Annotated in this window: 23 protein-coding genes; 17 read left to right on the top strand and 6 right to left on the bottom strand. The window is 70.3% G+C overall.

Annotated elements, in window-relative coordinates; genetic code table 11:
- The first annotated feature begins 5 nt into the window (after positions 1 to 5).
- Positions 6 to 3,545 carry a DNA polymerase III subunit alpha gene (gene dnaE, locus ACGFY9_RS09235; protein WP_393753107.1) on the top strand — a complete coding sequence of 1,180 codons (3,540 nt, stop codon included), beginning with the start codon at positions 6 to 8 and terminating at the stop codon, positions 3,543 to 3,545.
- 82 nt (positions 3,546 to 3,627) lie between these two features.
- On the opposite strand, the gene ACGFY9_RS09230 is transcribed toward dnaE, so the two are convergent.
- Positions 3,628 to 3,792, bottom strand: coding sequence for a hypothetical protein (locus ACGFY9_RS09230; RefSeq protein ID WP_393753106.1), 165 nt, complete (start codon positions 3,790 to 3,792; stop codon positions 3,628 to 3,630).
- Positions 3,793 to 4,016: 224 nt separating this feature from the next.
- Between ACGFY9_RS09230 and ACGFY9_RS09225 the strand changes: the two genes are divergently transcribed.
- The 4 genes from ACGFY9_RS09225 (at position 4,017) to ACGFY9_RS09210 (ending at position 8,007) form a co-directional block, all read left to right on the top strand.
- Positions 4,017 to 5,240, top strand: a complete 1,224-nt coding sequence (locus ACGFY9_RS09225; protein ID WP_393753105.1) for an NYN domain-containing protein — start codon at positions 4,017 to 4,019, stop codon at positions 5,238 to 5,240.
- Positions 5,241 to 5,404: 164 nt separating this feature from the next.
- Complete coding sequence (locus ACGFY9_RS09220; protein WP_393753378.1) at positions 5,405 to 6,376, top strand: ABC transporter ATP-binding protein; 972 nt, start codon at positions 5,405 to 5,407, stop codon at positions 6,374 to 6,376.
- A gap of 64 nt (positions 6,377 to 6,440) precedes the next feature.
- The gene (locus tag ACGFY9_RS09215; RefSeq protein WP_393753104.1) at positions 6,441 to 7,268 is read left to right on the top strand and encodes an ABC transporter permease; all 828 of its coding nucleotides are present in this window, start codon (positions 6,441 to 6,443) and stop codon (positions 7,266 to 7,268) included.
- Positions 7,269 to 7,302: 34 nt separating this feature from the next.
- On the top strand, positions 7,303 to 8,007 hold the full coding sequence (locus tag ACGFY9_RS09210) for a DUF2567 domain-containing protein (protein ID WP_393753103.1): 705 nt from the start codon (positions 7,303 to 7,305) through the stop codon (positions 8,005 to 8,007).
- A 462-nt stretch (positions 8,008 to 8,469) separates the two neighbouring features.
- Here the strand turns inward: ACGFY9_RS09210 and ybaK are convergent, their stop codons facing one another.
- The 4 genes from ybaK to ACGFY9_RS09190 all read right to left on the bottom strand — a co-directional run bounded on the left by ybaK (position 8,470) and on the right by ACGFY9_RS09190 (position 12,598).
- Entirely contained in the window at positions 8,470 to 8,970 is a 501-nt protein-coding gene (ybaK, locus tag ACGFY9_RS09205; RefSeq protein ID WP_393753102.1) for a Cys-tRNA(Pro) deacylase, read from the bottom strand.
- A 21-nt stretch (positions 8,971 to 8,991) separates the two neighbouring features.
- A complete protein-coding gene (locus ACGFY9_RS09200; protein ID WP_393753101.1) occupies positions 8,992 to 9,735 on the bottom strand; it encodes an LON peptidase substrate-binding domain-containing protein in 744 nt (247 codons plus the stop codon).
- Positions 9,736 to 9,746: 11 nt separating this feature from the next.
- Positions 9,747 to 10,880, bottom strand: coding sequence for a hypothetical protein (locus tag ACGFY9_RS09195; RefSeq protein WP_393753100.1), 1,134 nt, complete (start codon positions 10,878 to 10,880; stop codon positions 9,747 to 9,749).
- Between the two features lie 140 nt (positions 10,881 to 11,020).
- On the bottom strand, positions 11,021 to 12,598 hold the full coding sequence (locus tag ACGFY9_RS09190; protein WP_393753099.1) for an oxidoreductase: 1,578 nt from the start codon (positions 12,596 to 12,598) through the stop codon (positions 11,021 to 11,023).
- 189 nt (positions 12,599 to 12,787) lie between these two features.
- Here ACGFY9_RS09190 and hisD point away from each other — a divergent pair, with 189 nt between their 5' ends.
- The 10 genes from hisD to ACGFY9_RS09140 all read left to right on the top strand — a co-directional run bounded on the left by hisD (position 12,788) and on the right by ACGFY9_RS09140 (position 20,494).
- Entirely contained in the window at positions 12,788 to 14,107 is a 1,320-nt protein-coding gene (gene hisD / locus ACGFY9_RS09185; protein ID WP_393753098.1) for a histidinol dehydrogenase, read from the top strand.
- Positions 14,104 to 15,213, top strand: a complete 1,110-nt coding sequence (locus ACGFY9_RS09180) for a histidinol-phosphate transaminase (protein ID WP_393753097.1) — start codon at positions 14,104 to 14,106, stop codon at positions 15,211 to 15,213. Before hisD ends, ACGFY9_RS09180 begins: the two co-directional genes overlap by 4 nt.
- Positions 15,210 to 15,803, top strand: coding sequence for an imidazoleglycerol-phosphate dehydratase HisB (gene hisB / locus ACGFY9_RS09175; RefSeq protein WP_393753096.1), 594 nt, complete (start codon positions 15,210 to 15,212; stop codon positions 15,801 to 15,803). The genes ACGFY9_RS09180 and hisB overlap by 4 nt, the downstream gene beginning before the upstream one ends.
- Positions 15,800 to 15,964: a hypothetical protein gene (locus tag ACGFY9_RS09170; RefSeq protein WP_366432314.1), complete on the top strand. Its 165-nt coding sequence runs from the start codon at positions 15,800 to 15,802 to the stop codon at positions 15,962 to 15,964. The genes hisB and ACGFY9_RS09170 overlap by 4 nt, the downstream gene beginning before the upstream one ends.
- Entirely contained in the window at positions 15,955 to 16,611 is a 657-nt protein-coding gene (gene hisH, locus ACGFY9_RS09165) for an imidazole glycerol phosphate synthase subunit HisH (protein ID WP_393753095.1), read from the top strand. The genes ACGFY9_RS09170 and hisH overlap by 10 nt, the downstream gene beginning before the upstream one ends.
- On the top strand, positions 16,611 to 17,339 hold the full coding sequence (gene priA, locus ACGFY9_RS09160) for a bifunctional 1-(5-phosphoribosyl)-5-((5-phosphoribosylamino)methylideneamino)imidazole-4-carboxamide isomerase/phosphoribosylanthranilate isomerase PriA (RefSeq protein ID WP_393753094.1): 729 nt from the start codon (positions 16,611 to 16,613) through the stop codon (positions 17,337 to 17,339). Before hisH ends, priA begins: the two co-directional genes overlap by 1 nt.
- Entirely contained in the window at positions 17,336 to 17,755 is a 420-nt protein-coding gene (locus tag ACGFY9_RS09155; protein WP_393753093.1) for a RidA family protein, read from the top strand. The genes priA and ACGFY9_RS09155 overlap by 4 nt, the downstream gene beginning before the upstream one ends.
- Positions 17,752 to 18,507 (top strand): imidazole glycerol phosphate synthase subunit HisF, encoded by a 756-nt coding sequence (gene hisF, locus ACGFY9_RS09150; protein WP_365307692.1) that lies wholly within the window; start codon positions 17,752 to 17,754, stop codon positions 18,505 to 18,507. Before ACGFY9_RS09155 ends, hisF begins: the two co-directional genes overlap by 4 nt.
- 138 nt (positions 18,508 to 18,645) lie before the next feature.
- Complete coding sequence (locus tag ACGFY9_RS09145) at positions 18,646 to 19,221, top strand: ArsR/SmtB family transcription factor (protein WP_393753092.1); 576 nt, start codon at positions 18,646 to 18,648, stop codon at positions 19,219 to 19,221.
- A gap of 22 nt (positions 19,222 to 19,243) precedes the next feature.
- Positions 19,244 to 20,494, top strand: a complete 1,251-nt coding sequence (locus ACGFY9_RS09140; RefSeq protein ID WP_393753091.1) for an MFS transporter — start codon at positions 19,244 to 19,246, stop codon at positions 20,492 to 20,494.
- Between the two features lie 23 nt (positions 20,495 to 20,517).
- Here ACGFY9_RS09140 and ACGFY9_RS09135 read toward each other — a convergent pair whose 3' ends face one another.
- Positions 20,518 to 21,153, bottom strand: coding sequence for a TIGR03085 family metal-binding protein (locus ACGFY9_RS09135; protein WP_393753090.1), 636 nt, complete (start codon positions 21,151 to 21,153; stop codon positions 20,518 to 20,520).
- An 82-nt stretch (positions 21,154 to 21,235) separates the two neighbouring features.
- Between ACGFY9_RS09135 and hisI the strand changes: the two genes are divergently transcribed.
- Both hisI and ACGFY9_RS09125 read left to right on the top strand, forming a co-directional pair.
- A complete protein-coding gene (gene hisI, locus ACGFY9_RS09130; RefSeq protein WP_393753089.1) occupies positions 21,236 to 21,631 on the top strand; it encodes a phosphoribosyl-AMP cyclohydrolase in 396 nt (131 codons plus the stop codon).
- A gap of 11 nt (positions 21,632 to 21,642) precedes the next feature.
- Positions 21,643 to 23,121: an anthranilate synthase component I gene (locus tag ACGFY9_RS09125; protein WP_393753088.1), complete on the top strand. Its 1,479-nt coding sequence runs from the start codon at positions 21,643 to 21,645 to the stop codon at positions 23,119 to 23,121.
- The last annotated feature ends 12 nt before the right edge of the window (positions 23,122 to 23,133 follow it).

The following is a 23,133-nucleotide window of genomic DNA, read 5'->3' as shown; positions in this document are numbered from 1 at the left end:
AAGCCGTGTCAAAGCCGCCGTTCACGCACCTGCATGTCCACACCCAGTACTCGCTCCTGGACGGTGCCGCGCGGCTGAAGGACATGTTCAACGCGTGCAACGAGATGGGCATGACCCATATCGCGATGTCCGACCACGGCAACCTGCACGGGGCCTACGACTTCTTCCACACGGCGAAGAAGGCGGGCGTCACGCCGATCATCGGCATCGAGGCGTACGTCGCCCCCGAGTCCCGGCGCAACAAGCGCAAGATCCAGTGGGGCCAGCCGCACCAGAAGCGCGACGACGTCTCCGGTTCCGGTGGTTACACCCACAAGACGATCTGGGCGGCGAACAAGACGGGCCTGCACAACCTCTTCAAGCTGTCGTCGGACGCGTACGCCGAGGGCTGGCTCCAGAAGTGGCCGCGCATGGACAAGGAGACCATCTCCCAGTGGTCCGAGGGGCTCATCGCCTCCACCGGCTGCCCCTCGGGCGAGCTCCAGACCCGGCTGCGCCTCGGGCAGTACGACGAGGCACTGAAGGCCGCCGCCGAGTACCAGGACATCTTCGGCAAGGACCGTTACTTCCTGGAGCTGATGGACCACGGCATCGAGATCGAACACCGGGTCCGTGACGGCCTGTTGGACATCGGCAAGAAGCTCGGCATCCCGCCCCTGGTGACGAACGACTCGCACTACACGTACGCGCACGAGTCGGTCGCCCACGACGCCCTGCTCTGCATCCAGACCGGCAAGAACCTCTCCGACCCGGACCGCTTCCGCTTCGACGGCACCGGCTACTACCTGAAGTCCACCGACGAGATGTACGCCGTGGACTCCTCGGACGCCTGGCAGGAGGGCTGCCGCAACACCCTCCTGGTCGCCGAACAGATCGACACCTCCGGCATGTTCGAGGCGAAGAACCTCATGCCGAAGTTCGACATCCCGGACGGCTTCACTGAGGTCACCTGGTTCAAGGAGGAGGTCCGCCGCGGCATGGAGCGCCGCTTCCCGGGCGGCATCCCCGACGACCGCCAGAAGCAGGCGGACTACGAGATGGACGTCATCATCCAGATGGGGTTCCCGGGCTACTTCCTCGTGGTCGCCGACTTCATCATGTGGGCGAAGAACAACGGCATCGCAGTGGGCCCCGGCCGTGGTTCCGCGGCCGGTTCGATCGTCGCGTACGCCATGGGCATCACCGACCTCGACCCGATCCCGCACGGCCTGATCTTCGAGCGGTTCCTCAACCCCGAGCGCGTCTCCATGCCCGATGTCGACATCGACTTCGACGAGCGTCGGCGCGTCGAGGTGATCCGGTACGTGACGGAGAAGTACGGAGCCGACAAGGTCGCCATGATCGGCACCTACGGCAAGATCAAGGCCAAGAACGCCATCAAGGACTCCGCGCGCGTGCTGGGCTACCCGTACGCGATGGGCGACCGGCTCACCAAGGCGATGCCCGCCGACGTCCTCGGCAAGGGCATCGACCTCTCCGGCATCACCGACCCCAAGCACCCCCGCTACGGCGAGGCGGGCGAGATCCGCGGGATGTACGAGAACGAGCCGGACGTCAAGAAGGTCATCGACACCGCCAAGGGCGTCGAGGGCCTGGTCCGGCAGATGGGCGTGCACGCGGCCGGCGTCATCATGTCCAGCGAGCCCATCGTCGATCACGCCCCGGTGTGGGTGCGGCACACGGACGGCGTGACCATCACGCAGTGGGACTACCCGCAGTGCGAGTCGCTCGGCCTGCTGAAGATGGACTTCCTCGGCCTGCGCAACCTCACGATCATGGACGACGCCATCAAGATGGTGAAGTCCAACAAGGGCATCGACCTGGAGATGCTCGCCCTCCCGCTGGACGACCCCAAGACCTTCGAACTCCTCTGCCGCGGCGACACGTTGGGCGTCTTCCAGTTCGACGGCGGCCCGATGCGCTCGCTGCTGCGCCAGATGCAGCCCGACAACTTCGAGGACATCTCCGCCGTCTCGGCCCTGTACCGGCCCGGCCCGATGGGCATGAACTCGCACATCAACTACGCCGAGCGCAAGAACAAGCGCCAGGAGATCACCCCGATCCACAAGGAGCTGGAGGAGCCCCTTGAGGAGGTCCTCGCGGTGACCTACGGCCTGATCGTGTACCAGGAGCAGGTGCAGAAGGCCGCCCAGATCGTCGCTGGTTACTCGCTCGGCGAGGCCGACATCCTGCGCCGCGTGATGGGCAAGAAGAAGCCGGACGAGCTGGCGAAGAACTTCACCATCTTCCAGGCCGGCGCCCAGAAGAACGGCTACAGCGACGAGGCGATCCAGGCCCTGTGGGACGTCCTGGTCCCCTTCGCCGGCTACGCGTTCAACAAGGCGCACTCCGCCGCGTACGGCCTGGTCTCGTACTGGACCGCCTACCTGAAAGCCAACTACCCGGCCGAGTACATGGCGGCGCTGCTCACCTCGGTCAAGGACGACAAGGACAAGTCCGCGATCTACCTCAACGAGTGCCGCCGCATGAAGATCAAGGTGCTCCCGCCGAACGTCAACGAGTCGGTGCACAACTTCGCCGCCCAGGGCGACGACGTGATCCTCTTCGGCCTGGAGGCCGTGCGCAACGTCGGCACGAACGTGGTCGACTCGATCATCAGGTCCCGCAAGGCGAAGGGGAAGTACGGCTCCTTCCCCGACTACCTGGACAAGGTCGAGGCCGCCGCCTGCAACAAGCGGACCACGGAATCCCTCATCAAGGCCGGTGCGTTCGACACCCTGGGGCACACCCGCAAGGGCCTCACCGCGCACTTCGAGCCGATGATCGACAACGTGGTGGCGGTCAAGCGCAAGGAGGCCGAGGGGCAGTTCGACCTCTTCGGGGGCATGGGCGAGGAGGACACCAGCGAGCCCGGCTTCGGGCTCGACGTGGAGTTCACCACCGACGAGTGGGAGAAGACGTATCTCCTCGCCCAGGAGCGGGAGATGCTCGGTCTGTACGTCTCCGACCACCCGCTCTTCGGCCTGGAGCACGTGCTGTCCGACAAGTCCGACGCGGGCATCGCCCAGCTCACCGGAGGTGAGCACGCCGACGGCGCGGTCGTCACCATCGGCGGCATCATCTCGGGCCTCCAGCGCAAGATGACCAAGCAGGGCAACGCCTGGGCGATCGCCACCGTCGAGGACCTCGCGGGCTCCATCGAGTGCATGTTCTTCCCGGCGACCTACCAGCTGGTGTCGACCCAACTCGTCGAGGACACCATCGTGTTCGTCAAGGGCCGTCTCGACAAGCGTGAGGACGTGCCGCGCCTGGTCGCGATGGAGATGCAGGTCCCGGACGTGTCGAACGCGGGCACCAACGCGCCCGTGATCCTCACCATCCCGGCCACCAGGGTCACCCCGCCCATGGTCAGCAGGCTCGGTGAGATCCTCAGCCACCACCGGGGCGACAGCGAGGTCCGCATCAAGCTCCAGGGCCCGACCAAGACCACGATCCTGCGTCTGGACAAGCACCGGGTGAAGCCCGACCCGGCGCTGTTCGGCGACTTGAAGGTGCTGCTCGGCGCGGCCTGCCTGGCCGGCTGAGCAACGGACACAGCGAAGCGACTGAGGGGCGCATCCGCCAACGGACGCGCCCCTCAGTCGTTCAACACCCTTGAAGCAGGCCTCAGTTGTGGCCGAAGCGCTTCTGCTTGCCCTTGCGGGCCATGTCGCCGGGTGTCACCTGGGATATGCGCTGCTCGGCCTGTGCCTCCATCGAGGACGACGTGGCCTGCTCCTGGGAGCGCTCCGACTGCGGCTGCTTACGGTCACGGTTCTTGTTCTTGGCCATGGTGATCTGCCTCCTGAGGGGGATCTAGGGGCCAGGGCCGCGACCAGATTCACATAGCCTGATGAAGAACGCATTTCGGATAATTACCGTGTGTGACATGGTTGGTACGAGAGAGAAGCCCCGAAACGCCACGCCGAAGATCGAGTTCGGGCCGTTAACCCCTGCGCGGTCGGGCAGACTCGAAGCAAGCCCGAAGTGAACCGACCGGGAAGAGGGTGAGTCGCGTGGACCGCTGCATCGTCCTGGTGGACGCCGGGTATCTGCTGGGGGCCGCAGCAAGTCTCCTCGCCGGAGAGCCCTCGCGTTCCAGGATCACCGTCGATCACGCCGCCCTCATCCAGGGTCTGCGCGAGCGAGCCGAGTCCGACACCGAACGCCCCCTGCTGCGCATCTACTGGTTCGACGGCGCCCCCGACCGCGTCCCCCAGCCCGAGCACCGCAGGCTCCGCGTGATGCCCCGCGTGACCGTCCGCCTCGGCGCCCTGACCCGCAGCGACGGCCGCTGGGCGCAGAAGGGCGTCGACGCCGCGATGCACGCCGAGCTGACCGAGCTGGCCCGCAACCGCGCCTGCTCCGACGTCGTGCTCGTCACCGGTGACGGCGATCTGCTGCCGGGCATGATGGCCGCCAAGGAGCACGGCGTCGCCGTACACCTGTGGGCCGTGCAGGCCGCGGACGGGGACTACAACCAGTCCGAGGACCTGGTCGCCGAGGCCGACGAGCGGCGGGTGCTGGACCGGATTTGGATCACCAAGGCCGTACGGGCGAAGGATCTCGGCGGGGTGTGCGCGCCGCCGCCCGTGCCGCGGCCGGAGATCGCCGCGATCCTGTCCGCGCCGCTGCCCGAGTCCGCGCCGGCCACACGCGAGCGGCCGGCCGAGGAGAGCGAGCACGCGACCGCGGAGGCCGGATCCGAGAACGGCTCGCAGGAGCGGGTGCCCGCGCCCAAGGGCGTGCCCACCCCGAAGGACCTGGCGAGCCTGAAGGCCCCCGGTGCCACCGCGCCCGCACAGCAGCCCGCGAGCGCGACGCTGCGCTGGTCCTCCGACAAAGGGTGGGTCGACCGGCCGGGCGGCGCCGCCGAGTCGCCCGAGGTCGCCTCGATGCCGACGCTGGCGCAGCTGACCACCGCCGAGCAGCGCTGGGCCGACCGCGAGGAGGACATCACCACGGTCGGCGGCGACCCCTACGAAGTCGGCCAGGTCTTCGCCCGCCGCTGGATGGGCCGCCTCGGCGACCACGGCAGCCACCTGCAGAAACTGTCCGGGATGTACCCGCGCGTCCCGCACCGCATCGACGGCGAACTGCTGCGCTACGCCGCCCGGTTCGGCCTCCTCGCGCACAAGGACGACCAGATCGACGAGCACGACCGGTACGCGATCCGGGCCGGTTTCTGGCGCGAGATCGACGTACGGACGGCCGCGGAGCACGCGCCCGCCGGAGAGTGAGCGGAGCCGGTTGCTCCGGTGGCCGGGCGGCCTCGCGGCGGGACGGCTTTACCGACGAATGTGCCGTTCTCGACCGACCCGCGAACGGGCGGGGCTCCCGGACCCCGTAGTCTCGTCCCGTGAGTACGCGCGCGGGAGTGGCACTTCGACACGGTGGGGATGTCGTGTGTGCGGTGCGCGGGCTCAGCAAGACCTATCCGGCGGTGCGCGGACGGCGCGGTGCGCCGGGCACCCCCGAGGTGCGGGCCACCGACGACGTCACCCTCGACATCCGCCAGGGCGAGATCTTCGGACTGCTCGGGCCGAACGGCGCCGGCAAGTCCACCCTCGTACGCCAGCTGACCGGACTCATGCGGCCCGACGCCGGCAGCGTCGAGATCCTCGGCCACGACATCGTGCGCCACCCCGAGCGGGCCGCGCGGATCCTCGCCCACCTCGGCCAGGAGTCCTCTGCCCTCGACGAACTGACCGTGTCGCTCGCCGCCGAGACGACCGCCCGGCTGCGCGGCCTGGGCCTGCGCGACGCACGGGCCGAACGGGACGCCGTACTGGACGAGTTGGGGCTCACGGCCATTGCCGGGCGGCCGCTCAAGAAGCTGTCCGGCGGGCAGCGGCGGCTGGCGTGTGTGGCCGCCGCGCTGGTCGGGGAGCGGCCGCTGCTGGTGCTCGACGAGCCGACCACCGGGATGGATCCGGTGGCGCGCAGGGCCGTGTGGTCCGCCGTCGACCGGCGGCGGGCCGAGCGCGGGTCCACCGTGCTGCTCGTCACCCACAACGTCATCGAGGCCGAGACCGTCCTCGACCGGGTCGCCGTCCTCGACCAGGGCAAGGTCATCGCCTGCGACACCCCCGCCGGGCTCAAGGAACAGGTCGCGGGCGAGGTGCGGGTCGAGCTGGTGTGGCGGGAGAAGCCGCCGCTGGACGTCCCGGAGGTCGCCGCGCTGCGGGACCGGGCCGTCGAGTCCGGCCGCCGCTGGACGCTGCGGCTGGCCCCCGAGGAGGCCCGGGTGGCCGTCGCCACGGTGACCGGCGGGGCCGCGTTCGCCGCCCTGGACGACTTCACCCTGGCCACGCCCAGCCTGGAGGACGTGTATCTGACGCTGGGCGGAAACGCGCAGGGGCTGGTGAAGGCATGAGTACACGAGCCGTCGTATCCGTATGGGACAGGGCGACTGCCGGCGTCGAGAGGAGCAGCGCGACGTGAGTGTCGTATCCGCCGATGTTCTGCCGAGTGGTCCCCTGGCCGTGCCGGAGGCCGCCGACGGTGGCGCGGCCGAGCTCGGGCCGCGGGCCAGGTTCTGGCCGTCCATGGCCGCCGTGTACCGGGCGCAGCTGTCCAGGGCGCGGGTCGCGCGGATCCCGCTGCTGTTCGTGGCGACCTTCCAGTCGGTCGGCATCCTGATCATGATGCGCGGGGTCGTCGACGGCGGGAGTCACGACGCCCAGTTCGTCGTCGCCGGCTCGTCCGTGCTCGTCGTCGCCTACGTCGGGCTCAACCTGCTCGCGCAGTACTTCGGGCAGCTGCGCGGCAGCGGCGGGCTCGACCACTACGCCACCCTGCCGGTGCCGCCCGCGGCGGTGGTGCTGGGCGCGGCGGGCGCGTACGCCTCCTTCACCGTGCCGGGGACCGTGCTGACCGCCGTCTTCGGCTGTGTGCTGTTCGGGCTGCCGATGGGGAACATCTGGATCCTGGCGGCGGTGGTCCCGCTCGCCGGGGCCGCGCTCGCCGGACTCGGGGCGGCCCTCGGGCTGCTTGCGCCTCGGCCCGAACTCGCCACGCTGCTCGGGCAGTTGGGTATGTCCGCAGCCTTGCTGCTGGGTGTGCTGCCGGCTGATCGGATGCCGGACGCGGTGCGGTTCCTGCGGGATCTGGTGCCCTCGACGTACGGCGTGGAGGCGTTCGCGCAGACGTTCGGGGCGCATCCGGACTGGGCGCTCGTCCTCGGTGACCTCGCGGTATGCGCCGGGGTCGGGGTCGTTTCGCTGGCCGTCGCCGCCTGGGCCTACCGTCGGGCTGCCGTCCGGTGACGCGCCGCACAGCCGGGCCTGGCACGATGGCATCGTGACCGCACCGCTGACTCCGCCTCCGCCGCCGCGTGACCAGTCCCCGCACGACGCGTGGCAGCCGCCGGGTGCCTCGGGTGACCCGGGTGCCGGGTATCCCGCGTATCCCCCGCAGGAAGCGTCCTACGGCCAGGACGGGCCCGCGATCAGGACCGAGCTGGTCGAGGCCGTGGTCGTCACGGTCGCCTCGGCGGTCGGTGGGGTGCTGCTCGGAGTGCTGTGGTGGTGGCTGGCCCCGCATGTGCCGCTCGTCGGGGACGTCGTCGACAAGAGCTGGGTCGTCTACCTCAAGGACTCCGAGGGCGAGCAGGCCGTGGGGGTGGACGGAACGTTCACTCTGCTCGCGGTGGCTTTTGGGGTCGTGAGCGCGCTTGTCGTCTTTTTGTTGCGGCGGCGTGGGGGAGTGCCGCTGGTCGCCGCGCTGGCCTTGGGCGGGCTGCTCGCCTCGTTCCTCGCCTGGCGGCTGGGGATGTGGTTCGGGCCGACCAAGGATGTGCTCGCGCACGCGAAGGCCGTGGGTAAGGGGGTTACGTTTTCCGCGCCGCTGAAGTTGGGGGCGAAGGGGGCGTTGCTGGCCTGGCCGGTTGCCGCGCTGGTCGTTCATCTGGGGCTTACGGCGTTGTTCGGGCCTCGGGATCCTGAGCCGGGGTATGTGGAGCAGGGAGTTGGGCCCAAGGATGGGTACGGGGCTCCTCTGTCCTAGGCTTTCTCGCCCCCGCCGCCCCTACCCGTCCCATCCCCAGGGGCTGCCGCCCCTTCCGCCCCGCCTGGGGGCTCCGCCCCCAGACCCCCGTCGGCCTGAACGGCCTCGTCCTCAAACGCCGGACGGGCTGAATAATGCGGGCCTTGAGAGGTGCGGGACGGGCTGAATAATGCGGGCCTGTGTTGAGAGGTGCGGGACGGGCTGGGTAACGCGGGCCTGTGTTGAGGAGCGCCCGCAGGGAGCGCCGGGCAGGCTGGGTTGCCCGCCTGTCCTCAGAAGTCACGTCCCTGGGAGACTCCATACGTCCCCCGAGAGACGGACACCACACAGGCGCCCGAAACGCCGCCTACGCCGGCCGGCGCCCATGGTTGGCCCTGTGTTTTCTGATGCGCCACTTTCGTTTCCGTGTTTTCTTCGACATGTCTCTTGTGCTTAACCCAGGACCGAGACGGCGTCGAGAGGTTACGCACGGCCGATGGGGGCCAGTACCGCATCCGTGAGGGTTTTCAGGTCCTCGGGGGAGAGTTCGACCTCCAGGCCGCGGCGGCCGGCCGAGACGCAGATCGTGGGGTGGGTGGTGGCCGAGGTGTCCAGGACTGTGCGGAGTCTTTTGCGTTGGCCCAGGGGGGAGATGCCGCCTCGGACGTAGCCCGTGGTGCGTTCGGCGAGGGTGGGGTCGGCCATTGTCGCGCGTTTGCCGCCCACCGCCGAGGCGAGGGCCTTCAGGTCCAGTTGGCCTGCCACCGGGACCACGGCCACTGTCAGGGTGCCGTCTACGTCCGCCAGCAAGGTCTTGAAGACCCGGTCCGGGGAGACGCCCATCGCCTCGGCTGCCTCCTCGCCGTAGGAGGGGTGGGACGGGTCGTGGTCGTAGGCGTGGAGTTCGTACGGCACCCCCGCAGTCGTCAGGACGACTGTCGCGGGAGTGCCGCCCGACTGTTGTTGTTTTGGCTTCTTGGCCATCAGTTTGTCCGGCTTCTGGGGTCAGTTCAGGCTTGTCGGGCCTCGGGTCAGGTCCGATGCCGGCAGGGACGGCAGGTTGCGGATGATGGCCGTCTCGGAGCGGAGGAGTTTCAGTTCGTCTCGTAGGCGGGAGGCGGTGTCGGGGGCCTGGAGGAGGCGTTGTTTGGTCGCCGTGTCCAGCATCATCGCTGCGGCCACCAGGTAGGAGACGACCGCCGGCTCGTCCGGGAGTTCGGCCTCGCCGGTCGACAGGGTACGTTCGCGGGCGCCCGCCAAGCGTTTTTGGTACTGGCGGAACGCGCGTAGCACGCCCTCGGCAAGGGCGCCCGCCTCGTCGCCCTTCTCCTCGGGCAGCTCCTCCAGCTCGGCCGTCAGGAACGGGCCCGAGGCGTCCACGGAGAGCAGCCGCATGCGGGTCGTGCCCGTCGCCAGTACCTCGAAGCTGCCGTCGGCGCGCTCCCGGATCGTGGCCGCGTCGGCCACGCAGCCCACCGAGTGGAAGGCCTTGAGCGGGTCGGGGCCGAAGCCGGCCGCGGGGCCGCGTTCGGGCACGGCCGTCTGGTCGGGCATGCCCGGGGCGGTCGATGCCACCTCGTGGCCGTCGCGGATGGCCACGACGGCGAATCGGCGCGATTCCTCCTCAGGGGTCTTGAGCAGTTCGCGCATCATGGCGCGATAGCGCTCCTCGAAAATGTTCAGAGGAAGCACGAGCCCCGGGAACAGAACCGAGTTCAGGGGGAAGAGCGGCAGCCGGACGGTGGTCACGGCGCAAAAGCCTAATGGTCGCCGGAGCGGGCACGTCCGCCGTGCTCACTCCGTGGATACCCGGGTGCGTCCTCGAAGGCCCACGGCTGCGTCGGAATCGCTTGCAGAGCGGGCGGAATCGGGCCGCCGAGGGGGATGTCCGAGGCCACCGCTATCCGTACGCCGTCCCGGATTTCGAGAAACTGGCCCAGCGGGTCGTCGGAGATCCGGTCCCAGGGGAACGACGTCGCGTGCTGGCCGATCAGGCGGAGCTGGTCGAGAGCGTCCGTCCATCGTTCCAGGCGGATGAGGACGTATGCCAGGAGGTTGCGGACCTCTGCGGGCCACGGGTCCGCCGCCGCGTACGTGGCCGAGAGGGCTATGGCCAGGTCGGCCGCCGCGTCCAGGCGGGCGCGGGGCACCGTAGGAGCACAGCCGTCGGTCAGGCAGGCGAAGGCCACGCGTACCGGCAGGGCCTGGACGAGTGAGCCCGGCAGGGCGTCCTGGGCGGCCGGTTCGGCGAAGTCGAAGCACTCGCGGTGGGAGCAGCGGGCGGTGTGGGGCGTGTCGCCCCACTGCGCGCAGCAGGCCGCCGACAGGTACTGGAGGGCCGCCACATGGCAGCCGTAGTGGTGCGGGGAGCGGCGGACCGCCTCGCCCCACAGCCGCTCGAACTCGGCGTGCCCGGCGTTCGTGCCCCGCGCCCGGTCCAGGGCGAGGCGCCACGGCACCGGGTCGCGCGGCTCGGCCTCGGCCGCCGCCGTGATCAGCGGGCTCAGTTCGCGGAGCAGTTCGGCGCGGGCCGGCGACTCCCAGCCGCGGTCCATCGCCAGCTGGGCCGTGAGGAGGAGCGCGTCCGGGTTCTGCGGGGCGGCCGCGCACCAGTCGTCCAGCCACTCGGGGCGGGAGCGGGCGAACGCGGCGAGCCGGCGGGTGTGGCGGTCGCGGTCCTCCCACTCGGCGGCAGCGCGCGTGGCGGCGAGCAGGTCCGAGGAGGGGCCGTACTCGCCGCGCCCGGCCGCGACCAGCGCGGGGCCGAGCCGGTCGTCGGGCGCGTCGAGGAGGACCTCGTCGTCGGCCGGCAGCCCGGCGGCGAGCCGCGAGGTGTTCCTTGCCATCCGGGCGGTGCGGATGAACGCGCGCAGCAGAGCCATGGTGTCGACCATTGAAAGACCGCCGATCCGGAGTGCGCCAGACCGTTTGACCACCCGGCTGAAAGTTGTACGCGCTTCGGTCAAGCCCAGGCAAAAGGTGACTGTTGCTCAACTGTTCGAGTGCTGTGCCCGGCGCCCTTTACGGGCGGTTCCTAGCCGCGTCTGAGCAGCCGTGTGGCGCCCGCCGCGACCGTCGTCGCCAGGATCCACCCCAGCAGGATCAGCGCCACCGACAGCCACTGCCAGCCGCCGTGCAGCTGCCACTGGCCCGCCTGCCCCAGGTCGATCACCGGCAGCAGCAGGTCCAGCGCGAACAGGGCGGGACTCCACGGCGGATGCCCGTTCCCGCTCACCGGCGCGTGGTCGGCGTGCGCGAAGGCCAGCGAGCTCGCCGCCCACAGCACCGCCATCCACACGGCGGCCCGGCCCGGCCGGTACCCGTAGGCGACCGTCCAGTCCTGCACGACCCCCCACACCTTCGCCGCGATCGGCAGGCTCTCCCGGCGCCGCCGCTGCTTGGCGAGCAGCACCTCGCGCGCGTCCTCGTCCTCACCGGCGTCGCGCAGCACGGTCGCGAGCCGCTCGTACGGCTCCGGGGCGTACTCGGGAGTCGCCGCCGCCACCCAGTCGAGGCGGGAGTCCAGCGGGAACGGGCCCTGCGGTACCAGGTTCTCGTACGCGAAGCCGCCCATGTGCAGGTTGCCCGGCCCCGGCCAACTGCTCGCCCGGTCAATGAGGTTGACGACCCGCGCCCCCGACAGCACCACCTTGCCGCGCTGCGGCCGCTCCCCGAGGAAGCGCAACTCGGGCGCCTGGATCCGCAGCAGCGACAGCTCCTGGTCGTCCGTGAAGGTGAACCGGGCCCGCTCCAGGTCCACCGCGTCCCCGAACCGCCCGTCGTCCAGCCGCACCCCGCCCTGGCACGAGAAACGCTGGATACGCGTCCCGCGCGCGGGAGTTGTACCGCTCAGCCAGGGACCGCCGACACCGGCCGGGGTGAGGTACAGGGTGCGGCCGACGGTCAACTGGGGCGCGTTCAGGGCGAGTCGGGTGTACGGGTTGGACAGCCGGGCCCCGCGCAGGCTCAGCGACACGCCCACCTTGGCGCTGCGCAGGCTCAACTCACCGTGCGATTCCAGGAGTTCGGCCTGCAGGTCCTGCCCCACGGTCATGCCGTCGGCGGCGATCGAACGCCCGGTGCGGTCCCGGTAGACGACCGCCTGGTTCAGCAGCAGATCGGTGCCGATGTGCGCGTCGGTCAGCCGTACGCCGTTGTGGAAGCGGCAGCGGGGCAGATGCAGGTCACCCTCCGTGTGCACCCGCGCCGCCTCCAGCCGCGGCACCGAGCAGTCCACCAGCCGTACGGTCTGGAAGCGGGCCTCCGGCAGCAGCACCTCCCGCTCGAAACGGCAGCCCTTCAGCTCGACGTACGGCGTGACGGTGCCGCCCGCCAGGTCCAGGATGCCGCTGATCTGCACACCGGTGAGTTTCAGGGAGGCCACCCGGCCCGACAGCGCGGGCGGTCCGTCGAGGAGCAGCCAGCACACGAACCGTGCCCGTACGGTCCGCTCGGGGCCCCACGGATGTCCGCCGTGCGGATCGTCGACGACGGTGTCGCCGCTGCTCAGGTCGTACACGCTGCCGTTGCGGAAGGCCTGCCACATACCGGCCTCGGCGGCGGTCGCATCGTCCGGGACATCCCCCGCGCGGATGCCGGCACCCTCGGTCACTGCTCTTTCATCCCTCTCAACTACTCACGGGTTTCGCACAGCAGTTCATGCCCGCTGAGTAACCCCCGGAACACTAGACGTGAAGGGGATCTTCCGGGTTCCGGCCACGTTCTGTATCAGCCATTGATATGCGGGAGCAGCGCCCGATGGCGGTCTGCGAGAATTACTCCCGTGCTGCAACATTTCTTTTTGGCCCGAATCGATCTGCGCGGCGACGCCCTCCCCGAGGGCCCCGCCCTGCGCGACCTGCTGCCCCGAGCCGACTTCGACGTCTCGGCCGCCCTGGAGAAGGTGCGGCCGATCTGCGAGGCCGTGCATCATCGGGGCGACGCGGCGCTGATCGACTTCGCCGAGAAGTTCGACGGCGTACGCCTTGAGCAGGTGCGGGTCCCGGCGCAGGCGCTCAGCGACGCGCTGGAGCAGCTCGACCCGGCGGTGCGCGCGGCCCTGGAGGAGTCCATCCGGCGCGCCCGGCTCGTCCACCGCGAGCAGCGCCGTACGACGCACACCACGCAGGTCGTGCCCGGCGGCTCGGTCACCGAGAAGTGGGTGCCGGTCGACCGGGTGGGGCTGTACGCGCCCGGCGGTCGGTCGGTCTACCCGTCGTCCGTGATCATGAACGTCGTCCCGGCCCAGGAAGCCGGCGTCGGCTCCATCGCGCTCGCCTCGCCGCCGCAGGCGGACTTCGGCGGTCTGCCGCACCCGACGATCCTCGCCGCCTGCGCGCTGCTCGGCGTCGACGAGGTCTACGCCGTCGGCGGCGCCCAGGCCGTCGCGATGTTCGCCCACGGCACCGAGTCCTGCGCCCCGGCCAACATGGTCACCGGCCCCGGCAACATCTGGGTCGCCGCCGCCAAGCGCTACTTCACCGGCAAGATCGGCATCGACACCGAGGCCGGCCCGACCGAGATCGCGGTCCTCGCCGACGACACCGCCGACCCGGTGCACGTCGCCGCCGACCTGATCAGCCAGGCTGAGCACGACCCGCTCGCCGCGGCCGTCCTGGTCACGGACTCCGTGACGCTCGCGGACGCGGTCGAGAAGGAACTCGAACCGCAGGTCGCGGCCACCAAGCACATCGAGGACCGGATCGCCCCGGCCCTCGCGGGCAGGCAGTCCGCGATCGTCCTCGTCGACGGCATCGACGAGGGTCTGCGGGTCGTGGACGCGTACGGTGCCGAGCACCTGGAGATCCAGACGGCCGACGCGGCTGCCGTGGCCGACCGGGTGCGGAACGCCGGCGCCATCTTCGTCGGGCCCTGGGCGCCCGTCTCCCTCGGCGACTACGCGGCCGGCTCCAACCACGTGCTGCCGACCGGCGGTTGCGCCTGCCACTCCTCCGGCCTGTCCGTGCAGTCCTTCCTGCGCGGCATCCACATCGTCGACTACACGAAGGACGCGCTGGCGGACGTAGCGCATCACGTGGTCACGCTGGCGGAGGCGGAGGACCTGCCCGCGCACGGAGCGGCGGTCAAGGCTAGGTTCGGTTGGAAGGTGCCCGGCAAGTGAGCTTCGGAATCGACGATCTTCCCGTACGGGACGAGCTGCGCGGCAAGTCCCCTTACGGCGCGCCCCAGTTGGACGTGCCCGTGCGGCTGAACACCAACGAGAACCCCTACCCGCTGCCCGAGGCGCTGGTCGAGCGGATCACCGAGCGCGTCCGTGAGGCCGCCCACGACCTCAACCGCTACCCCGACCGGGATGCCGTAGAGCTGCGCACCGAGCTGGCCAACTACCTCACGAAGACCGGGAGTCACCGGGTCGGCGTCGAGAACGTGTGGGCGGCCAACGGCTCCAACGAGGTCATCCAGCAGCTGCTGCAGACCTTCGGCGGGCCCGGCCGTACCGCGATCGGCTTCGAGCCGTCGTACTCGATGCACGCGCTCATCGCGCGCGGCACGGGGACCGGTTGGATCTCCGGTCCGCGCAACGAGGACTTCACGATCGACGTCGCCGCCGCCGAGCGGTGGATCGCCGAGAACAAGCCCGACGTCGTGTTCGTCACGACCCCCAACAACCCCACGGGCAACGCCGTTCCGCCCGAGACGGTCCTCGCGCTGTACGACGCGGCGCAGGCCGCAAAGCCGTCGATGGTGATCGTCGACGAGGCGTACATCGAGTTCAGCCACGGCGACTCGCTGCTGCCGCTGCTCGAAGGTCGGCCGAATCTCGTCGTCTCGCGGACGATGTCGAAGGCATTCGGGGCGGCGGGGCTCCGCCTCGGCTATCTCGCCGCGCACCCGGCGGTCGTCGACGCCGTCCAACTCGTACGGCTGCCCTACCACTTGTCGGCCGTCACCCAGGCGACCGCGCTGGCCGCCCTGGAGCACACCGACACACTGCTCGGGTACGTGGAGCAGCTGAAGCGTGAACGGGACCGGCTGGTGGGCGAGTTGCGTGCCCTCGGGTGTGAAGTCGTCGAGTCCGACGCGAACTTCGTGCAGTTCGGGCGGTTCGCGGACTCGCACACCGCCTGGCAGAAGATCCTCGACCAGGGCGTCCTGGTCCGGGACAACGGCATCCCGGGGTGGCTGCGGGTCTCCGCCGGAACCCCCGAAGAGAACGACGCGTTCCTCGACGCGGTCCGTGAGTTGACGAAGGAGCAGAGCACATGAACCGCGTAGGACGGGTGGAGCGGGCGACCAAGGAGACGTCGGTCCTCGTCGAGATCGATCTCGACGGGCACGGCAAGGTCGACGTGTCGACAGGAGTCGGCTTCTACGACCACATGCTCGACCAGCTCGGCCGGCACGGTCTGTTCGACCTCACCGTGAAGACCGAGGGCGACCTGCACATCGACTCCCACCACACCATCGAGGACACCGCCCTCGCGCTCGGCGCCGCCTTCAAGCAGGCGCTCGGCGACAAGGTCGGGATCTACCGGTTCGGCAACTGCACGGTCCCGCTGGACGAGTCCCTCGCCCAGGTGACGGTGGATCTCTCCGGCCGCCCGTACCTCGTGCACACCGAGCCCGAGAAGATGGCGCCGATGATCGGCGAGTACGACACGACGATGACCCGGCACATCCTGGAGTCCTTCGTCGCCCAGGCCCAGATCGCGCTGCACGTGCACGTGCCGTACGGGCGCAACGCGCACCACATCGTGGAGTGCCAGTTCAAGGCCCTCGCCCGCGCCCTGCGGTACGCCTCCGAGCGCGACCCGCGCGCGGCCGGCATTCTCCCCTCCACGAAGGGCGCGCTGTGACCGGCCTCTCCAGCCTCCTGATCGTCGTCGGACTCTTCCTCCTCGGCGGGGTCTACTCCTTCGTCAAGCAGAAGATGCCGGCGAGCCTCATCGTGCTGGTCTCCATCGGCGCGGGGATGTGTCTGGTCGCGGGGGTCATGCGATTGGCGGTGTGGAATTGAGCGCGGCGAATGCCTCTAAGAAGGTCGTCGTCTTCGACTACGGCTTCGGGAACGTCCGTTCCGCCGAGCGCGCCCTCGCGCGCACGGGTGCCGAGGTCGAGATAACGCGTGACTACGACAAGGCCATGAACGCGGACGGCCTGCTGGTGCCGGGTGTCGGTGCCTTCGCCGCCTGTATGCAGGGCCTCAAGGAGGCGCGCGGTGACTGGATCGTCGGGCGTCGGCTGGCCGGCGGGCGCCCGGTGATGGGCATCTGCGTCGGCATGCAGATCCTGTTCGCGCGCGGCATCGAGCACGGCGTGGAGACCGAGGGCCTGGACGAGTGGCCCGGCTCGGTCGAGCCGCTCCAGGCCGAGATCGTGCCCCACATGGGCTGGAACACCGTCGACACCCCGGCGGGCTCCCAGCTCTTCGCGGGCCTCGAAGCGGACGCGCGCTTCTACTTCGTGCACTCCTACGCCGTCCACGACTGGACCCTCGAAGTCGTGAACCCGGCGATGCGCGCCCCCCTGGTGACCTGGTCGACGCACGGCAAGCCCTTCGTGGCCGCCGTCGAGAACGGCGCCCTGTGGGCCACGCAGTTCCACCCCGAGAAGTCCGGCGACGCCGGAGCGCAGCTGCTGAACAACTGGATCGGAACCCTCTGATGCCTTCGAAGCTCGAACTCCTCCCCGCCGTCGACGTCCGCGACGGCCAGGCCGTCCGCCTCGTCCACGGCGAGTCCGGGACCGAGACCTCCTACGGCTCCCCCCTGGAGGCCGCCCTCGCCTGGCAGAGCTCCGGCGCCGAGTGGCTGCACCTCGTCGACCTGGACGCCGCCTTCGGCACCGGCGACAACCGCAAGCTCATCGCCGAGGTCGCCGGCGCCATGGACATCAAGGTCGAGCTGTCCGGCGGCATCCGCGACGACGACACCCTCGCCGCCGCCCTCGCCACCGGCTGCACCCGGGTGAACCTCGGCACCGCCGCGCTGGAGACCCCGGAGTGGGTCGCCAAGGTCATCGCCCAGCACGGCGACAAGATCGCGGTCGGCCTCGACGTACGCGGCACGACCCTGCGCGGACGCGGCTGGACCCGCGACGGCGGCGACCTCTACGAGACGCTGGACCGCCTCGACTCCGAGGGCTGCGCGCGGTACGTGGTCACCGACATCGCCAAGGACGGCACCCTCCAGGGCCCCAACCTGGAGCTGCTGCGCAACGTCTGCGCGGCGACCGACCGCCCGGTGGTGGCCTCCGGTGGCGTGTCGTCGCTCGACGACCTCCGTGCCATCTCCGAGCTGGTCCCCCTCGGTGTCGAGGGCTCCATCGTCGGGAAGGCCCTGTACGCGAAGGCGTTCACCCTGGAAGAGGCCCTGGAGGCGGTGGCCCGGTGACCGAGCTACGACGCGTGTCGACCGGCGCGCCCTGGGAGGACGCCTTCGGCTACTCCCGCGCGGTGGAGCTGCCCAACGGCCTGGTGCTGGTCTCCGGGTGCACGTCGACAGTGGACGGCGAGATCGCCGGGGGCGGTCCCTACGAGCAGACGGTCAACGCGTTCAACGTCGCGTTCTCGGCGCTGGAGCAACTGGGTCTCGGCCCCGCCGATGTGGTGCGCACCCGTATGTACATCACCCACGCCCGGGATGTGGAGGACGTGGGCCGCGCACACAAGGAACTGTTCGACGCGATCCGCCCCGCCGCCTCGATGATCATCGTGTCCGGCTTCGTCGACCCGAGCCTGGTCGTCGAGGTCGAGGTGGAGGCGTACCGCTCCGGCGGGGAAGCTGGGGAATCCGGGAGGTCCGCATGACCTTGGCCGTACGAGTCATCCCCTGCCTGGACGTGGACAACGGCCGGGTCGTCAAGGGCGTCAACTTCCAGAACCTGCGCGACGCGGGCGACCCCGTCGAGATGGCCAAGGTCTACGACGCCGAGGGCGCCGACGAGCTGACCTTCCTGGACATCACCGCGTCCTCCGGCAACCGCGAGACGACGTACGACGTGGTCCGCCGCACCGCCGAGCAGGTCTTCATCCCGCTCACGGTCGGCGGCGGCGTCCGCACGGCCGAGGACGTGGACAAGCTGCTGCGCGCGGGCGCGGACAAGGTCGGCGTCAACACGGCGGCGATCACGCGGCCTGAGCTGATCCGGGAGATCGCCGAGCGGTTCGGCCGGCAGGTGCTGGTGCTGTCTGTGGACGCGCGCCGTACGGAGTCGGGTTCCTTCGAGGTCACCACCCACGGCGGCCGCAAGGGCACCGGCATCGACGCCGTCGAATGGGCGCACCGGGCCGCCGAGTTGGGGGCGGGGGAGATCCTGCTCAACTCGATGGACGCGGACGGCACGAAGGACGGCTACGACCTGGAGATGATCGCGGCGGTGCGCAAGCACGTGACCGTGCCGGTCATCGCCTCCGGGGGCGCGGGCAAGCTCGCGGACTTCCCGCCGGCGGTGGCGGCGGGGGCGGACGCGGTGCTGGCGGCTTCCGTCTTCCACTTCGGGGATCTGCGGATCGGTGAGGTCAAGCAGGCGTTGAGGGAAGCGGGTCACCCCGTGAGGTGACTTCCGGTTTGGTGACTTCCGTAGAAGCGTTGTAAGCCCCGGTCTCCTGGCGACCGGGGCTTACTTGTGGGCAGATGCGAAAGGAAAGTTGCGCAAAGAATATTGTGCAACTTTCCTTTCGCATCTACGGTGGCGTACATGACAGCCAAGGGAAGCCGTCCCATCACGGACGTGGGCACGCTCAAGGCACTCGCTCATCCGCTCCGAATGCAGCTGTACCGAGGTCTGTGCGTGGCGGAGAAGGCAACGGCCTCCCAACTCGCCGAGCAGGTCGACGAGGCCGTCTCGTTGGTCAGTTACCACCTGCGCAAGCTCGCCGAGCACGGGCTGATCGAAGAGGCCGCACCGCAGAGCGCGGACGGACGGGAGCGGTGGTGGCAGCCCTCCTCGGAGGGCGTGAGCATCCGCGACAAGGACTTCCGGGACGCGCCGGAGAAGGCGGCCGCGCACCTCGCGGCGACCCGCCTCTTCCACGAGCAGCGCACCGACATGTACCGCCGCTACCTCGACGAGCGCCTCACCTGGGGCCCCGAATGGAACGCCGCGGCACCCGACAGCGAGTCCCTCTTCCGGCTGAACCCGGCCGAACTGAACGAACTCCGCGAGGAGTTGGTCGCCCTGGTGCGGAAGTACGACGAGAAGAGCCGGTCCGGCGACGCCGAAGGGCGCGAGAACGTCGCCATCCACGTGTACGGCTTCCCGTTCCGTGTCTGAGCCCAGGAGAGGACGAACTCCCGTGACCGCCACACTCATAGCCGACGGCACGACCACCGGCAGACCCGCCCACCGCGACCCCAACGTCCTGCGCTGGCTCGGTGCGTACACGGCGTCCATGGTCGGCGACAGCGTGTACTACATCGCCCTGTCCTGGGCAGCGGTGCAGGCTGGTTCGCCGACTCAGGCGGGGGTGGTGATGGCGGTCAGTGCCGTGCCGCGGGCCCTGTTGATGCTGGGCGGGGGAGTCGTCGCCGACCGGTTCGGGCCGCGCAGGGTGGTCATCGGGAGTGACGCGGTGCGCTGCGCGGCGGTGCTGGCCGTGGCCGCGCTGCTCTTCCTGACGAGCCCGGGACTGTGGCCGCTGGCGCTGCTCGCCGTGGTGTTCGGGACGGTCGACGCGGTGTTCATGCCGGCGGTGGGCGCACTCCCCGCGCGCGTGACGAGCCGCGACCAACTCGCGCGCGTGCAGGGCATGCGGGGACTCGGCATCCGCTTCGCGAGCATCGTCGGCGCCCCGCTCGGCGGGCTGGGTGTCGCGGTGGGCGGCGCGGCGGCGGCGTTCGCGTTGGCCGGGCTGCTGATCGCGGTGTCGGTGCCGCTGCTGATCTCCGTACGGATGCGGGACCTGCCGACGGACGACAAAGCCGATGACCGGCCGGCATCCCCTCTCGGCGACCTCCGGGCCGGCCTGCGCTACATCCGCGGCCACCGCGTCCTCGCCCCGCTGATGCTGGCCATCGCGCTCGGCGACCTCGGTTTCGTGGGCCCGCTCAACGTGGGCCTGACCCTGCTGGCGGACGAGCGCGGGTGGGGCGCGTCCGGCATGGGCTGGGTGCTCTCCGGCTTCGGAACCGGTGCGGGGGCCGCCGCGCTGCTGCTGACCGTACGGGGGCGGCTGCCGCACGCCGGACGGGTCGCCGGCTGGTCGATCATCGCCGGTTCCGTCGCGATCGGTGCCCTCGCCTACGTCCCGGGCGTCGTCGCGGCCGTCGGCGTCGCCCTGCTCATCGGGCTGCTCGCCGGACTCAGCGGGGCGATGTGCGGAGCACTGCTCCAAACACAGGCCGACCCCGCCTACCTCGGCCGCGTCACCGCCGTCTCCGGCCTGGTCAGCCTCGGCTTCGCCCCGCTCAGCATGCCACTGTCGGCCGCCGCGATCGGGGCGTGGGGCACGGGCCCGGTGTTCGTGGTCAGCGCGGTGGTCTGCGGACTGGGCGGGGTCATCGCTTTGGGCGTCCGGGACCTGCGGCGGGCCGAACTGCCCGGCTGACCCGGCCTGTTGACAACCCCGGCTCAGATCCCCAGCTGCTTGGCCTCCTGGAGCTTGGCGATCGCGTTCTCGTCGCCGTCCAGCTCCACCTTGGCCACGCTCTGCCGCCCGTGAGCGAACAGCAGCAGCTCCGAGGGCTCACCGGTGACCGTCACGACCGGCGCCCCCTTGTGGGCGACCGCCGTCTGGCCGTCCGGGCGGCGCAGTACGAGCCCGGTCGGCGCGGTGCGGCCCACCAGCCGGGCCATGCGCTCAAGGCGCGACCACAGGGCGTCCTGGAACACCGGGTCCAGCTCGCGCGGAGTCCACTCCGGCTGTGCCCGGCGTACGTCCTCCGTGTGGACGTAGAACTCGACCGTGTTGGACGCCTCGTCGAGCTGCTTGAGCTGGAACGGCGAGAAGCGCGGCGGGCCCGTACGGATGAGCTGGATCAGCTCCTCGTACGGCTTCGCCGCGAACTCCGTCATCACCCGCTCCAGCCGCGGCGCGAGCTGCTTGATCATGATGCCGCCGGCGGCGTCGGCACGGCGCTCGCGCACCACCACGTGCGCGGCGAGATCACGGGTCTGCCACCCCTCGCAGAGCGTCGGGGCGTCGGGGCCCGCGGTCTCCAGGAGATCGGCGAGCAGAAGTCGTTCACGCTTCGCGAAGGTCGACATGCCGTCAGCCTACGACCGTGCACGGGGTCCGCACAGTGGACGCCCGGCCAGGACTGTCAGTGGAGCGCGGCACAATGGCCCCATGACCAGCACGCCCCAGCCCAGCAGCCTCGATCCCGACATCGCCGCCCGCCTCAAGCGCAGCGCCGACGGGCTCGTCCCCGCGATCGCCCAGCAGTACGACACCGGTGAGGTGCTCATGCTCGGCTGGATGGACGACGAGGCGCTGCACCGCACCCTGACGACGGGCCGCTGCACGTACTGGTCCCGCAGCCGCCGGGAGTACTGGGTGAAGGGCGACACCTCCGGCCACTTCCAGCACGTGAAGTCCGTCGCCCTGGACTGTGACGCCGACACGGTCCTCGTGAAGGTCGACCAGGTCGGCGCCGCCTGCCACACCGGCGCCCGCACCTGCTTCGACGCCGACGTGCTCCTCAAGGACGGCGCCGACTCCAGTGCCGCCGCCTCGGATCAGTAGGGTCAGCCGCCATGGACCTTGAGACGTTCCGCAAGCTGGCCACCGACCGTCGCGTCATCCCGGTCACCCGCAAGCTCCTCGCCGACGGCGACACCCCGGTCGCGCTCTACCGCAAACTGGCCGCGGAGCGCCCCGGCACCTTCCTCCTGGAGTCCGCGGAGAACGGCCGCTCCTGGTCCCGGTATTCGTTCGTGGGTGTGCGAAGTGCCGCCACCCTGACAGTCCGCGAGGGCCAGGCCCACTGGCTCGGCACCCCGCCCGTCGGCGTCCAGGTCGACGGCGACCCCCTCGCCGCCCTGCGCGCCACCATCGAGACCCTGCACACCCCCCACCAGGAGGGACTGCCGCCCTTCACCGGCGGCATGGTCGGCTATCTCGGCTACGACATCGTCCGCCGCCTGGAGAAGATCGGCCCGGGCGAACGCGACGACCTCAAGCTCCCCGAGCTGACCATGCTCCTCACCAGCGACCTCGCCGTGATGGACCACTGGGAGGGCTCGGTCCTGCTGATCGCCAACGCGATCAACCACAACGACCTCGACACCGGCGTCGACGAGGCCCACGCGGACGCGATCGCCCGCCTCGACGCCATGCAGGCGGACCTCTCCCGCGCGGTGGCCCAGCCGCCCGCCCAGCTCCCGCCCTCCGAGCTCCCCGAGTACACCGCGCTGTGGGGCGGCCCCGACTTCAAGGAGGCCGTCGAGGACATCAAGGAGCGCATCCGCGCGGGCGAGGCCTTCCAGGTCGTCCCCTCGCAGCGCTTCGAAACACCGTGCACGGCAAGCGCCTTGGACGTGTACCGGGTGCTGCGGGCGACCAACCCGTCCCCGTACATGTACCTGTTCCGCTTCGACGGCTTCGACGTCGTCGGCTCCTCCCCGGAGGCCCTCGTCAAGGTCGAGGACGGCCGCGCGATGGTCCACCCCATCGCAGGAACCCGGCACCGCGGCGCGACCCCGCAGGAGGACCAGGCCCTCGCCGACGAACTCCTCGCCGACCCCAAGGAGCGCGCCGAACACCTCATGCTGGTCGACCTCGGGCGTAACGATTTGGGCAGGGTCTGCGAGCCCGGCTCGGTCGAGGTCGTCGACTTCATGTCCGTCGAGCGGTACTCCCACGTGATGCACATCGTCTCGACGGTCACCGGCCGCGTGGCACCCGGCCGTACCGCCTTCGACGTCCTCACGGCCTGCTTCCCGGCCGGCACTCTCTCGGGCGCGCCCAAGCCCCGCGCGATGCAGATCATCGACGAACTGGAGCCGTCCAGAAGGGGGTTGTACGGCGGCTGCGTCGGCTACCTCGACTTCGCCGGCGACTCCGACACCGCCATCGCCATCCGTACGGCCCTGCTCCGCGACGGCACGGCCTACGTCCAGGCGGGCGCCGGAATCGTCGCCGACTCGGACCCCGAGATGGAGGACCAGGAGTGCCGCAACAAGGCGGCGGCGGTCCTCCGCGCCGTGCACACGGCGAACCGGCTCGGGCAATAGGACGAGGGTCAT

Origin of the sequence: Streptomyces sp. NPDC048504 (assembly GCF_043200035.1) — a bacterium.
Classification (GTDB): domain Bacteria; phylum Actinomycetota; class Actinomycetes; order Streptomycetales; family Streptomycetaceae; genus Streptomyces.
Note: the sequence above shows the minus strand (reverse complement) of the source record. Positions and strands in the feature narration are given on the sequence as shown.